The following is a 14385-nucleotide window of genomic DNA, read 5'->3' as shown; positions in this document are numbered from 1 at the left end:
AAACTTATGCACAATAATAACGTATAATGAATTATAGACAATAAAATAAAGAAGGAAAGGAGGTTGAATAAGTATGAGGAAAAGATGGTGGGCATGGATCATCATCTTTGCATTATTTTTAATAGGAATCGCAGGTCCTCCGTCAGGAAATGCGAACGCAGATAAAGTTTACATAGTACCTCTGCAGGATGAGGTGGAAAAAGGTTTATCTAACTTTTTGAAACGAGCGATCGCAACAGCTGAAAAAGATGGAGCGAAGGCAATTATATTTGATATCAATACACCTGGCGGGGCGGTAGATGCAGCCGATGAAATTGGAGAAATATTTGCAAATACCGAATTAAAAACGGTTGCCTTTGTCAATAACCGTGCCTTATCTGCAGGTGCTTTTATTTCTTTAAACGCTGATGAAATTTATATGGTGCCCGGCGCTACAATGGGTGCAGCAGCGGTCATAACATCTGATGGAAATGCTGCCGATAAAAAAGCCCAGTCCTATTGGCTCGCTAATATGCAAAAGGCTGCTGAATCCAGTGGAAGGGATCCTCTCTATGCGAAAGCAATGGCGGATGAAGATATTGATTTGCCGGAGTATGGAGCTGAAAAAGGAAAATTGCTTACACTTACAGCGAATCAGGCTATAAAGGTTGGCTATAGTGAAGGTACGGTTGAAAATCAGAAGGATTTATTAAAGACATTGGGATATGACAAAGCAGAACTGATTCATTTTGGAGAAAGCTTAGCTGATAAAGTTGCCCGTTTTCTGACGAATCCGATTGTCATTCCTATCCTTTTATCGATTGGTACTATTGGCCTTGTCGTTGAACTTTTTTCGCCTGGTTTCGGTTTGCCTGGTTTAGCCGGCATTACGTCCCTGTTATTGTTCTTTTATGGACATATGGTTTCAGGGCTGGCTGGGTATGAAACGTTAATTCTATTTATAGTTGGTATAGGATTACTATTACTGGAATTTTTCCTTCCTGGCGGTATTGTAGGTGTTATTGGTTTTATTGCAATTATAGCAAGTTTCTTTCTTGCTGCGGGGGATGTGGAGCAGATGGCAATCGCCATATTAATTGCATTGATTGCTGGATTTATAGCAATTGTAGTATTAATAAAAGTATTTGGGAAGAAAATGACGGCCTTTGACAGGATTATACTTACCGATTCCACGAATACAGAGAGTGGTTATGTTTCAAATGTTAATCGCAATGAGCTAATTGGAAAAGTAGGAGTTCTAGTGACTGATTTGCGGCCTTCCGGAACGCTTTTGCTTGAAGGAGAAAGAATTGACGTGGTAAGTGAAGGCAGCTTTATCATGAAGGGAACACATGTAAAAGTCATTAAAACAGAAGGTTCTCGTATAGTAGTAAGACCATTTGAATTATAAATAAGGATAAGAATGAAGGGAGTTTTAACGCAATGGTATTAACATCAGCATCTATATTTGCTCTAGTGGGCATTGCTTTAGTGATTATTTTATTGGCAGTACTATTTACATTTGTACCGGTTATGCTTTGGATTTCGGCGATAGCTTCCGGAGTGCGAGTAAGTATCTTTACATTGGTTGGGATGAGGTTGCGTCGTGTATCCCCAAGCCGTGTGATCAATCCTTTGATTAAAGCAAGAAAAGCAGGTTTAAATGTAACGACGAATCAATTGGAAAGCCATTATTTGGCAGGTGGTAATGTCGATCGGGTGGTTAATGCATTAATCGCTGCTCACCGTGCCAATATCGAATTAACGTTTGAACGTTGTGCTGCAATTGATCTGGCAGGTCGTGACGTACTTGAAGCTGTGCAAATGAGTGTTAACCCTAAAGTTATAGAAACACCGTTTATTGCGGGTGTAGCTATTAATGGGATTGAAGTGAAAGCGAAGGCTAGAATCACGGTCCGTGCCAATATTGAACGTCTGGTTGGGGGTGCAGGAGAAGAGACTGTTATCGCCAGGGTTGGAGAAGGTGTAATTTCCACTATTGGTTCCAGTGCAAGCCATACAACTGTTTTGGAAAATCCGGAACGTATTTCTCAAACTGTTCTAAGTAAAGGCCTGGATGCCGGAACAGCATTTGAAATTTTATCCATTGATATAGCAGATGTTGATATCGGTAAAAATATTGGTGCAGAGCTGCAGACAGAGCAAGCCGAAGCAGATAAAAAGATTGCTCAGGCAAAAGCTGAAGAGCGTCGTGCCATGGCAATTGCACAAGAACAAGAGATGAAAGCAAGAGTAGAAGAGATGAGAGCGAAGGTAGTGGAATCTGAGGCTGAGGTACCGCTTGCTATGGCTCATGCTTTCAAAGCAGGTAATATGGGCGTTATGGATTACATGAACTATCAAAACCTTGCTTCTGATACGAATATGAGAGAATCTATCAGCAAAACCAACAAAGATGATCGAAATCTGGATAATGAATAATCTTCCTGTCTAAAGCTGGGAAAGGAGGTCCTGTCCATGGTTATGGGAGCAGTTTGGGATAATCCTCTTATCCTTTTTGTAATCATCAGTTTAATAAGCTGGTTCTTTCAAAGAGATAAAGGGACGGAAAAGCCTGATAATAAGCCAAATAGAAAGTATACATCACCTCCTGTAAATAAAAGCGAGCCTGTTAGGGAATCAAACCAAACAGTTGTTAGAAATCAGGATGAAGATATTAGAAAAAAAATTCAGGAACGTGAAAGAGAACTTCAAAAGAAAGTTAGACAGCGTCCTGATTTGCAAAAAGAAGCAACTTCTCTTGCTCAAACGATTAAGGAGCAGTACGAGGCCCAAAAGAAAAAAGTTAATCAAGCTGAAAGGCCCGTTATAATAAAAGAAACTAAGCCTGAAATAAGTGTTCCAAAGGAATTTAAACCATTGGTTCAGAAAGCCGTCAAACAAGCAAAGCAAGAGCCGGTCAAACGAGGTTTTAATGCACGGAATATAGACTTACAAGAAGCGTTTATTATGTCGGAAATCTTGGGTCCTCCTCGTTCGAGAAGAAAACAGATTCGATAGGAGCTTTATATTACTGCTGTTTAAACGTATATAGACTTTAGGCAGAACTTTTTGAAGCATCGAATTGCCCCTGAATTGTTAGAAACCAAATCTAACATTTCAGGGGTTTTTTTATTGCCCTTCCCCAAGTTCCACTTCACCCGGTGCATTGATATGTGCCGGTACTTCATCCAGAAGTTTATACGCAATGTGATTTAAAAAGATTAAAGAACTGAAATAAAATGTATGTTCTCCATTTTTATGTATAAAGAAATGATTAGATGCCTTCTCATAATTTTGATTTCCTGTTGACCGTAAAGATTAAAAATGAATGGCTGAGGGATCCTCATCATCTTATGTATTATTAAGACGGTGTCTTTAATTTAGCATTTAATGGTCTCTTTTAGAATAGGTATGATATTGAAGTGATTTAACTGAACAGCTTTATAACTATTGGCTCATTAATTAGTTTAGGGAGAGGGAGGTTTCCTTATGGCTCGTGCATGGGGGTATCGTATTAAAAAGTGGGTCACGGCCGCAATGGACCTGCCTCAAGATATTATGATGGATTTACCGAGGATCACGATGGTGGGTCAAATCCATATTTACATAGAAAATCATAAAGGCTTACTTGCATTTTCAGATCAGGAATTAAGATTGCTGCTTAAGAACGGACAACTCCTTGTCAAGGGTCAGGCATTTGTATTAAAAACGATTCTTCCAGAAGAAATCTTACTTGAAGGGAAAATTGATCAGGTTATCTTTCTAGAAGAATAACCTAAGGGGAGGTTCTTATGAAAAATCATTGGACGAATACTATTACCGGTTACATCAAGGTGCAAATAAAAGGGCGGGGGATAGAACGTTTAATTAACAGAATGCTTAAAGAGGGTATTCAAGTTTGGGATGCAAAAAATATGGGCACAGAAACAGTTGTTTTTTATATAAAGTTGCAGGATGTTCCTAAATTACGGAAATCAGTTAGGAATAGTGAGTGCAAGGTCTTTTTTGTAGAAAGGAAGGGTGGGCCTTTTTTTGCCTTAAAGTTAAAAAAATATAGCGGCTTGGTTGTTGGGGTTACGATGTTTTTTATTATTATTTTTATTTTATCAAATATGATTTGGGGGATAAAAATAGAAGGTGCAAGTCCGGCGATTGAACATCAGGTAAGAAAAGAATTGGATAAAATGAATATAAAAGTAGGTAAGCTTCAATTTACCGTGGATGACATGGAAGATATCCAAAAAGAACTCAGTAAACGGGTGCCAGCTATTACTTGGATAGGTGTGCAGTTGGAAGGGACGACCTTCCATTTTCAGGTTGTTGAAAAAAAACAGCCAGAAAAAAATCCCGCAGATCTTTATGTAAATCTCGTTTCATCTAAAAAAGCAACCATTGTTCAAACAATGGTTGAAAGGGGACAAGGCTTGGTTGAAAAGCACCAGGTTGTCAAAGAAGGCCAAATCCTTGTCAGCGGATTTATTGGAAAAGAAGACAACCAAAAATTTGTGGGGGCTAAAGGAAAGGTTATGGCGGAAGCTTGGTATACAACTAGTGTTGAGGTACCGCTTAAGACGAATTTCTACGTGTTTAATGGTGATGCTAAGAATAAATACAATCTTAACTTTGGTAATGTTCAAGTGCCGATATGGGGATTTGGCCATCATAAATTCAAAGAGTATGAAGTGGAGGAGGACCGAAAGACGTTTAAATTTTTTAAGTGGGATCTCCCAATCGCCTACCATAAAAAAATATATCGCAGTAAGGAAAAGGTTACTCGAGTATATACGAAATCTGAAGCAGAAAAGCTGGCGTTGAACATGGGGGAAAAGGATGTTCTCAAGATTGCCCCTGATGATGCCAGAGTCATTAATGAAAAAATTTTGAAAAACCAGCTTGACAATGGTAAAGTTAAAATGACTATACATTATCAAGTTTTAGAAAATATTGCAATCGGACAACCGATGATTCAAGGAGACTAAGGAATGCCAGAGAAGTCTAAATTGATTAATTTACAATTGGAGTCACCAAGTGAAGCTGCTGAACTGTTTGGTGTACATGATAGCAATCTAAAGATACTGGAAAGCGAGTTGGACGTCAGTATTGTATCCAGAGGTGAAACAATCAGCGTGTCCGGCACACCGGAAAACTTGGAAAAAGCAGATAACATTCTACAAACGCTTTTGGTCATTATTCGAAAAGGAATTAAGATTGGACCCCGTGAAGTTGTCTATTCCATTAATTTATCGAATAACGGTACTTTGGAGTACTTTGCTGATTTATATGATGAGGAAATAGCCAGAAGTGCTAAAGGTAAATCAATCCGTATAAAAACTTTGGGACAAAAAGAGTACATTTCTGCCATAAGAGGGAAGGACTTAGTTTTTGGGATTGGACCTGCTGGAACCGGTAAAACCTATTTAGCCGTAGTAATGGCTGTAACTGCTTTGAAAAATGGTCATGTAAAACGTATTATTTTAACAAGGCCAGCAGTTGAAGCAGGTGAAAGCCTGGGCTTCTTACCAGGAGATTTAAAGGAAAAAGTAGATCCATATTTAAGGCCTCTGTATGATGCGCTTCATGATATATTGGGATTAGAGCAAACTGCAAGGCTTATTGAGCGTGGAACAATTGAAATTGCGCCTTTGGCTTATATGAGAGGCAGAACACTCGATGATGCTTTTGTCATACTTGATGAGGCACAAAATACGACACAGGCCCAAATGAAAATGTTCCTGACCAGACTAGGGTTTGGCTCCAAAATAGTGGTGACTGGTGACACTTCACAAATAGATTTGCCACGTGGTGTGCAATCGGGATTAAAGGCCGCTGAAAGAATTTTAAAAGATGTTTCAGGCATTAAGTTTATCCACTTAGACCAAACTGACGTGGTTCGGCATCCGCTTGTAGCAAAAATCATCCAGGCATATGAAAACTTCGAACCAACCGAGCACTCCTAATAAATATTAAACCGCCACAGATTAGCTGTGGCTTTTTCATTATTTACCTTTCTAATTATATAATTCAGAGTGAAACGTACGGTGAAACCTGTTATTATTACATAAAGTGTTTGAAAATTATACATATAAAATATTCTCCGCTGAGAAAGGGGAACGTATGAATTTTAAAAACATAAGCAGTCCTGTCAAAAATTTTGTATCTAAGCCAGTATTACAAGTTAGCATGCTTCTATTAATGGCGCTCGTTTCTTTTGTTTTTTTATTTGGCAGCGTTAAACCGGAAAAACTGAATGTCGAGCTCTATAATGTAGCTGAAACGACCATTCGGTCTCCAAAAACAATAGAAGATCCTGTTGAAACGAAAGAAAAACGGCAAAAAGCTATAAATAGCGTTGAAGATGTTTATACGGTAAATAAAGAATATGTGAAAAAAAGAGTCAAATTAGTTAATGATATTTACACTTCTGCAGAGAGTGTGGTTAGCGCCGGTTTAAAAAATCAAGAGGTGAAGCAAGGTAAGGAAGATACAGCACTTACACTATCCAAGCCTACGGAATATGTATCTGATTTGAGAGAGAAATTAGGAGATAATGTCAATAAAGATCTATCAGATGAAACCTTGATTAATCTACTGGGGTCCAACTTATCTGATTTATCCATTGCTAAGGATATCACCATCACGAGTATCAATGAAATGATGAAAGATGGCATTAGGGGAAATGAAGTCGAAAATGCGAAAAAGAAAGTCGAAGAAGGAATCAAATACACAAGTCTTCCGGCTAAATTAAAATCAGCCTCCATTGATTTAGGAAGATATGCAATCATTCAAAATGTGTTTTTTGATCCTGAGTCAACGGAAAAAGCAAGGGAAAATGCAAGTGAATCTGTTGAACCAATCAGAATTCTTCAAGGGCAGATTATTGTCGAGGAAGGATATTTAATTGATACAGAAGTCTATCGCCAATTAAAGCTGGTAGGTCTTCTGAATAGTGAAGATTCTCTTCTCCCTTATGTTGGATTAGCAGCCGTTATAATAGTTATTTTTACTGGCGTCTATTTAATGTTTGGAGATACGATCAGGAAATCTGATCATATTGACCATCGGGATAATCTATTTATCTTCAGTATGGTTTATCTGCTGGCGCTGCTATTAATGAAAACAATCGATATATTTGTTGGATTAAGCCATGAATCAAATGCTTACTTCTTTCCGGCCGCGATGTCGGCGATGCTTGTAACAATATTAATGAGAGAACGCCATGCTGTGGGAATAACGGTTGTACTTTCTGTTGTCGGCAGCATTATGTTTAAGGAGGAATTGGCCGGAACCGTTAATGTGACTATGGGAATTTATATTCTTGTAAGCGGTATATCGGGAATCCTTCTTTTAAAACAAGGAGTAGAGCGTACCAGTATATTAAGAGCTGGTATGGTTAATGCACTCATTAATTTGGTCGTCGTTTTAGGTCTGATTTGGATTGGTGGAAGCGGTATTAATTATATCATGATACCTGTAGCGGCGATTGCTTCAGGAGTAACATCAGCAGTATTTACGATTGGTATTCTCCCTTTTATTGAAACAGGATTTGGTATATTCTCTTCTATTAGAATGATTGAGTTATCAAATCCAAATCATCCACTTTTACGAAAGTTATTGACGGAGGCGCCAGGAACATATCATCATAGTGTCATGGTGGCTAATTTGGCAGAGGCAGCTTGTGAAGCGGTTGGTGCCAACGGATTACTTGCGCGGGTTGGTTGTTATTACCACGATGTAGGAAAAACAAAAAGACCTTATTATTTTATCGAGAATCAAATCAACATCGAGAATCCACATGATCACTTGACACCAGAGAAAAGTACAAAGATCATTGTATCTCATGTAAAAGATGGCGCGAAAATGGTTGAAAAATATAAGCTTCCAAAAGAGATTGTAGATATTGTAGAGCAACATCATGGGACAACCTTGTTAAAGTACTTTTATTATAAAGCAAGCGAGGCAGGCAGAGAGGTTAAGGAAGAGAATTTTAGATATCCGGGGCCAAAAGCCAAAACGAAAGAAGCAGCTATTATTGGGATTGCTGATAGTGTGGAGGCGGCTGTACGATCGCTGAAATCTCCTACGCAAGCGACAATCGAAAAGCTTGTAAAGTCAATAATTGCTGATAGACTGAATGATGGACAGTTAAATGAATGCGATTTAACGTTTAAAGAACTGGAAAAGGTTAGCCAGTCATTGTGCGAAACGTTAGCTGGCATTTTTCATAACCGGATTGAATATCCAGAATTAGAAAAAGAATAAAGCAGGTGAATGAATTGATTTTAACTATTGATATTTTAGATGAAACGGAACAAGTAACTGCGGAACAACAAGAGCTTGTCACAAAACTGCTTGACTTTGCAGCCATTCAGGAAAAGGTGAAAGAGGGCAGTGAAGTCTCTGTAACATTTGTAGGTAACGAACGTATCCATGAAATTAATAAAGAATATCGTCAAAAAGATGCTCCGACTGATGTTATTTCATTTGCGATGGAGGAAATGGGAGAGGGAGAAATCGAAATCAAAGGCCAGGACGTACCAGCAGTCCTTGGAGACATTATTATTTCGATTGACCGTACAAAGGAGCAGGCTGATGAGTATGGCCACTCATATGAACGGGAACTTGGGTTTTTAGCGATCCACGGATTTCTTCACTTGCTAGGATATGACCATATGAATGAGGAAGACGAAAAAGTAATGTTTACACGACAAAAAGAATTATTGGATCAGTATGGGCTCTCAAGATAAGAAAACAACATATCGTTTTTTTAAAAGTTTTTCTTATGCCTGGCAGGGTGTTTTATATGGAGCAAAAAAAGAAGCTAATTTCAAGTTCCATCTGGCTGCCGCTATCATCGTTTGTATAGCGGCTTTTTACTTCTCAATTAGTCAGATAGAATGGTTATTTGTGCTCATGGCGATTGCTGGTATGCTGGTACTCGAACTTATTAATACAGCTATCGAAAAGGTGGTTGACCTTGTGACAGGAGAGTATCATCCTCTCGCAAAAAAAGCAAAGGATTTAGCCGCCGGAGCGGTATTGGTGTATGCTATATTTTCTGCTATCATTGGCCTCGTTATTTTTTTGCCAAAGATTTGGAGCATGCTTGTTTAAATGAAGAAGAGAAAGTAATATATGGATAATCAGGTTTTAATGTATGAGTAAAAAGAGTGTGTGAAACAGAATATGCACGGTATCTCCATTTTACTCTTTTGATGGGGGCTGGGATTTTATTTCAAGATACCGCAGCTTTTTGGCTTTTTCTCATGGATAATCAAATAAAAAATAATTGGCGGTAGTGGCTGATACAGAACTTCCGTTTTCGCTTGGCAGATGATATGCCTGTTATTTAATAACCATAAAAAGTATACAGTGGAAACGACAGTTCAAGGAGCGCTACCTGAAGCCTTTACACCGGAGGATTTACATGACTAATACAACCAATAATCAACAATTTAAATCAGGATTTGTCTCTATAATAGGGAGACCGAATGTAGGAAAATCAACCTTTATCAATCAGGTCATTGGGCAAAAAATTGCGATTATGAGTGATAAGCCTCAAACCACGCGCAATAAAGTTCAAGGCGTATTGACAACGAATGACAGTCAAATCGTATTTATTGATACACCCGGAATTCATAAACCAAAGCATAAGCTTGGTGATTTTATGATGAAGGTAGCTTCTAATGCCTTGCAGGAAGTTGACGCCATCCTCTTTATGGTAAATGCGGAAGAAGGTTTCGGACGCGGTGAGGAATTTATTATTGAAAAGTTAAAATCCTATAAAACACCTGTTTTCCTTGTTATTAATAAAATTGACCTCATTCATCCCGATGAATTATTTAAAATTATTGATTCGTATAAAGAAAAATATGACTTTGCAGAAATTGTACCGATTTCCGCTCTCGAGGGAAATAACATAGAAACATTATTAAAGCAAATAAATGCTTATTTACCAGAGGGACCCCACTATTATCCAGCTGATCAAGTAACGGATCATCCTGAACGATTCATTATTTCTGAAATGATTCGTGAAAAAGCACTGCATCTAACAAGAGAAGAAGTACCTCATTCCTTAGCAGTTATGATCGATAAAATTGAGCGTAAAGAAAAATCGGAAACCGTTCACATTATGGCAACCGTTATTGTCGAACGTGATTCTCAAAAAGGAATCATTATTGGCAAAAAAGGTGCAATGCTTAAAGAAATCGGACAACGCGCACGCACCGACATCGAAAATCTTCTCGGCTCAAAAGTATTCCTCGAACTATGGGTAAAAGTCCAAAAAGACTGGAGAAATAAAGCCTCCCATCTAAGAGATATCGGATTTAGGGAAGATGATTATTAAGATGCTGAGACGACTGTTCAGCTCCGACAAGCATAAGAGGAGGCACGTAGGGAGGTGATCTTCCCTCCCGCAGTGGCTACACTTATGACCTCGAGGAGCTAGGAGTCGAAGCTCAATTGCATAAAGGGCAGGATGGCTTTGCTTCAAGGAACGAAGACTAAATGCGCCACGTCGTGTGCAACGTCTTCATGACCTACATCGTGTAGGCCCGCGACAAGCATAAGACAAATACTCGGAGGGAGGGTTTTTCTCCCGTAGAGTATTTGCTTATGACTCGAGCTCCTAGGCCCAGAAGCTCGATTAAATAAGATGCTGAAGCGGCTTGCCCAGAAGCGAGGAGCATAAGACGAAGGCTTGGAGGGAGTGTTTTTCTCCCATAGAGGCTTGGCTTATGTCCTGAGCTTCTAGCCGCTGAAGCTCGTTTACTAAAGCTGAGACGACTGTATCAAGGAATGAAGACTAAATGCGCCACAATAGTGTGCAACGTCTTCATGACCGACCTGCATCCTGTAGGCTGTATTTGTAAAAAATAATTTTATTCGGCAATGAGGGGAAATCAAATTAGTAAATATTTAATCACATGATTTTATTCGGGTTGGTGAAACTAATCGTAGATAAGAGACGAAAGAAGTCTCTATCAACGAAAGGTGGTATAAGTATGATTAACTTTACCTGGAATGTTTTTAGACAGACCGGCAGTGTGGATACTTATCTTCTTTTTAAGGAACTTGAAAGACAGGATGAAGGTCAATCTGAAGTGATTAAAGAGGAATACAAAGAAGTAGAAATCCCTATAAATTAATAAACTTGCCGTCATATTGGAGTGAGTGACGTGCTGACAAAATGCGAAGGAATAGTCATTCGCAGTACTGATTATGGTGAGACAAATAAAATTATTACGTTGTATACCAGAGAGTTTGGGAAAATCGGGGTGATGGCAAGAGGAGCGAAAAAGCCAAACAGTCGCTTTTCAGCCGTCACTCAGGTGTTCCATTATGGTACATATTTATTTTTAGGAAGCCGTGGACTGGGTCAATTACAACAGGCGGAAACTATTGATTCTTTCCGTTCGATTCGTGAGGATATATTCTTAACTGCTTATGCAGCTTTTATTGCTGAATTACTGGATAAAGGAACAGAAGAGAGAAAACCTCATTCATCTTTGTATGACCTTTTTTATCTATCGCTCCACTATATTAATGAAGAATACGATCCAGAAATTATCATGAATATAGTTGAACTGAAAATGTTGAACGTTTTTGGATTTGCTCCTGAATTAAACCGTTGTGTAAATTGCGGGGCACAAGATGGAACATTCTCCTTTTCTGTAAAAGAAGGTGGCCTGTTGTGTCATAGATGTGATCATATCGATCCTTATAAAATCAAGATATCACCGGCTGTTGCTCGGATTTTGCGAGTTTTATTTTATATGGATTTAAATCGACTTGGTACGATTTCGTTAAAAGATGAGACCAAACAAGAAATCAGGAATGTCCTTGATAATTACTATGGTGAATATTTAGGTGTTGAATTAAAAGCCAAGCGTTTTATAAACCAAATGAATAAATTCAGAGGAAATATTTAAACATATACTTTAGGTGATTGTATTGACAATGAAGGTCGTTATTGTATAGAATGTGAGATAAATTAATATGTAGTTACTGTGAAGGAAAGTAGTATTTGGATTAAGATATGCTAAGCGAGTCTGGGGATGGTGTAAGCCGGAACATATCAACCAAAGAAGGCAGTCTGGAGTAACACATTGCAAAGTGGCCGGAAATCCGGCAAATAGGGTGGAACCGCGGGTAAACTCTCGTCCCTATGCTTCAATAGCATAGGGATGGGAGTTTTTTAATTTGTATAAAGGAGAGATAAGAATATGACAGTATCAATGGATCAAATTGTGTCGCACGCAAAACATAGAGGATTCATTTTCCCTGGCTCCGAGATCTATGGAGGTCTTGCGAATACTTGGGATTACGGTCCTCTTGGAGTAGAAGTAAAAAATAATATTAAAAAAGCATGGTGGAAAAAGTTTATTCAAGAATCTCCATACAATGTGGGTCTTGATTCTGCTATTTTAATGAATCCGCGTACGTGGGAGGCTTCCGGTCATATTGGAAACTTTAATGATCCGATGATTGATTGTAAGAAATGTAAAGCTCGTCATCGTGCGGATAAATTGATAGAGGATGCTTTGCAGGCTAAGGGCACAGAAATGATTGTTGATGGATTATCTTTTGACAAAATGCAAGAACTAATCCAAGAGAATGATATTGCGTGTCCTGATTGCGGAGCAAAGGATTTTACGGAAATTAGACAATTTAATCTTATGTTCAAAACATTCCAAGGTGTAACTGAATCCAGTACAAATGAAATTTTTCTCCGTCCAGAAACGGCGCAAGGTATTTTTGTTAACTTTAAGAATGTACAACGTACAATGAGAAAGAAATTACCTTTTGGAATTGCCCAAGTTGGTAAGAGCTTCCGTAATGAAATTACACCAGGGAATTTTACTTTCCGTACTCGTGAATTTGAACAAATGGAATTGGAGTTTTTCTGTAAACCAGGTTCTGAATTGGAATGGTTCCAATATTGGAAAGATTACGCAGAAAAATGGTTGCTATCATTAGGAATGAAAAAAGAAAATTTCCGACTTCGTGACCATGAAGAGGAAGAACTTTCTCATTATAGCAATGCAACGACTGACTTTGAATATAAATTCCCATTTGGTTGGGGAGAGCTTTGGGGCATTGCATCCCGTACGGACTTCGATTTAAAGCGACATATGGAGTATTCAGGAGAAGACTTCAATTATTTGGATCCTGAAACGAATGAAAAATATATTCCTTATTGCATAGAGCCTTCTTTGGGAGCGGACCGGGTAACATTGGCTTATTTAATTGATGCCTATGAAGAAGAACAGCTTGAAGATGGTACATCCCGTACAGTTATGCATCTTCACCCGGCTTTGGCACCATTTAAAGCTGCCGTTCTTCCGTTATCCAAAAAGCTTTCTGAAGGAGCAAAAGAGGTCTTTGCCAAACTCTCTGAGGATTTCATGGTGGACTATGATGAAGCTGGTTCCATTGGGAAACGTTACCGCCGTCATGATGAGATTGGTACACCTTTCTGTATCACATATGATTTTGATTCAGTAGAGGATAACCAAGTAACCGTACGTGACCGTGATACGATGGAGCAAACGCGTATCAGTATCGAAGAACTTCCAGCCTTTTTACAATCAAAAATTAAATTTTAATCTAAAGCTTGCTCAATGAGGGAATGCAGTGTTCACTTATTGGGCAGGCTATTTTAAATTAATATGATTTATTACACTTCATGGATAAATAGTTTATAATAAACTTTATATATAATTCTGTATAAGGGCACTTTAGGGTGGTGAGTAAGATCGAACTAAGCAAAAGACAAGAACAAATCCTCCAAATTGTTAAGGATAACGGACCTATTACAGGCGAGCATATTGCTGATCAATTAAATTTAACACGTGCAACCTTACGCCCGGACTTAGCGATTCTGACAATGGCCGGTTATTTGGATGCCAGACCGCGTGTGGGATATTTCTATACAGGCAGGACGGAAACACAGCTGCTAACTGATAATCTGAAAAAACTATTCGTTGGAGATTATCAATCAATTCCGATAGTCATCAGTGAAGGGGTATCTGTGTATGATGCGATATGCACAATGTTTTTGGAAGATGTGGGTACATTATTTGTAGTGGATAAAGAATCGCTCCTAGTAGGTGTACTTTCCAGAAAAGACTTGTTAAGAGCTAGTCTTGGTCAACAGGAATTAAGCAGTATACCAGTACATATTATTATGACACGGATGCCTAATATTACAGTATGTACGAAAGAAGATTTGCTAATTGATGTGGCTGAGAAGTTAATTGATAAGCAAATAGATGCCCTTCCGGTTGTCAAAAAAAGTCCAAAGGGTTTTGAAGTCATAGGGAGATTAACCAAAACAAACATTACAAAGGCGTTTGTTGGTTTGGCTCGAGACGATCATTAACCAATTTTAGATTAAAGAGA

At 38.5% G+C, this 14385-nt stretch carries 14 protein-coding genes; all 14 read left to right on the top strand.

The features are described 5' to 3' along the window. Positions 1 to 73: 73 nt before the first annotated feature. The 14 genes from AC4G3L_RS05125 to ccpN all read left to right on the top strand — a co-directional run bounded on the left by AC4G3L_RS05125 (position 74) and on the right by ccpN (position 14365). On the top strand, positions 74 to 1390 hold the full coding sequence (locus AC4G3L_RS05125) for an NfeD family protein (RefSeq protein ID WP_491075894.1): 1317 nt from the start codon (positions 74 to 76) through the stop codon (positions 1388 to 1390). Between the two features lie 32 nt (positions 1391 to 1422). Next, complete coding sequence (gene floA / locus AC4G3L_RS05120) at positions 1423 to 2421, top strand: flotillin-like protein FloA (protein WP_491075893.1); 999 nt, start codon at positions 1423 to 1425, stop codon at positions 2419 to 2421. A gap of 36 nt (positions 2422 to 2457) precedes the next feature. Next, positions 2458 to 3000, top strand: a complete 543-nt coding sequence (locus AC4G3L_RS05115) for a YqfB family membrane protein (protein ID WP_491075892.1) — start codon at positions 2458 to 2460, stop codon at positions 2998 to 3000. A 471-nt stretch (positions 3001 to 3471) separates the two neighbouring features. Continuing rightward, positions 3472 to 3756 (top strand): sporulation protein YqfC, encoded by a 285-nt coding sequence (gene yqfC / locus AC4G3L_RS05110; protein WP_491075891.1) that lies wholly within the window; start codon positions 3472 to 3474, stop codon positions 3754 to 3756. Positions 3757 to 3773: 17 nt separating this feature from the next. After that, positions 3774 to 4961 carry a sporulation protein YqfD gene (yqfD, locus tag AC4G3L_RS05105; protein ID WP_491075890.1) on the top strand — a complete coding sequence of 396 codons (1188 nt, stop codon included), beginning with the start codon at positions 3774 to 3776 and terminating at the stop codon, positions 4959 to 4961. Positions 4962 to 4964: 3 nt separating this feature from the next. After that, positions 4965 to 5939, top strand: a complete 975-nt coding sequence (locus AC4G3L_RS05100; RefSeq protein WP_491075889.1) for a PhoH family protein — start codon at positions 4965 to 4967, stop codon at positions 5937 to 5939. Positions 5940 to 6096: 157 nt separating this feature from the next. After that, the gene (locus AC4G3L_RS05095; RefSeq protein WP_491075888.1) at positions 6097 to 8241 is read left to right on the top strand and encodes an HD family phosphohydrolase; all 2145 of its coding nucleotides are present in this window, start codon (positions 6097 to 6099) and stop codon (positions 8239 to 8241) included. Positions 8242 to 8255: 14 nt separating this feature from the next. Next, the gene (gene ybeY / locus AC4G3L_RS05090) at positions 8256 to 8726 is read left to right on the top strand and encodes an rRNA maturation RNase YbeY (RefSeq protein WP_491075887.1); all 471 of its coding nucleotides are present in this window, start codon (positions 8256 to 8258) and stop codon (positions 8724 to 8726) included. Next, the gene (locus AC4G3L_RS05085) at positions 8710 to 9093 is read left to right on the top strand and encodes a diacylglycerol kinase family protein (RefSeq protein WP_491075886.1); all 384 of its coding nucleotides are present in this window, start codon (positions 8710 to 8712) and stop codon (positions 9091 to 9093) included. The genes ybeY and AC4G3L_RS05085 overlap by 17 nt, the downstream gene beginning before the upstream one ends. A gap of 313 nt (positions 9094 to 9406) precedes the next feature. Next, positions 9407 to 10327: a GTPase Era gene (gene era, locus AC4G3L_RS05080; protein ID WP_491075885.1), complete on the top strand. Its 921-nt coding sequence runs from the start codon at positions 9407 to 9409 to the stop codon at positions 10325 to 10327. A 658-nt stretch (positions 10328 to 10985) separates the two neighbouring features. Next, positions 10986 to 11129, top strand: coding sequence for a YqzL family protein (locus tag AC4G3L_RS05075; protein ID WP_491075884.1), 144 nt, complete (start codon positions 10986 to 10988; stop codon positions 11127 to 11129). Positions 11130 to 11159: 30 nt separating this feature from the next. After that, a complete protein-coding gene (gene recO / locus AC4G3L_RS05070; RefSeq protein ID WP_491075883.1) occupies positions 11160 to 11912 on the top strand; it encodes a DNA repair protein RecO in 753 nt (250 codons plus the stop codon). Positions 11913 to 12206: 294 nt separating this feature from the next. Next, positions 12207 to 13589: a glycine--tRNA ligase gene (locus AC4G3L_RS05065; RefSeq protein WP_491075882.1), complete on the top strand. Its 1383-nt coding sequence runs from the start codon at positions 12207 to 12209 to the stop codon at positions 13587 to 13589. 140 nt (positions 13590 to 13729) lie between these two features. Next, the gene (gene ccpN / locus AC4G3L_RS05060; protein ID WP_491075881.1) at positions 13730 to 14365 is read left to right on the top strand and encodes a transcriptional regulator CcpN; all 636 of its coding nucleotides are present in this window, start codon (positions 13730 to 13732) and stop codon (positions 14363 to 14365) included. Positions 14366 to 14385 lie beyond the last annotated feature (20 nt).

It is taken from the genome of Bacillus sp. z33 (assembly GCF_058313615.1).
This window is presented reverse-complemented; position numbering and strand designations above follow the sequence as displayed.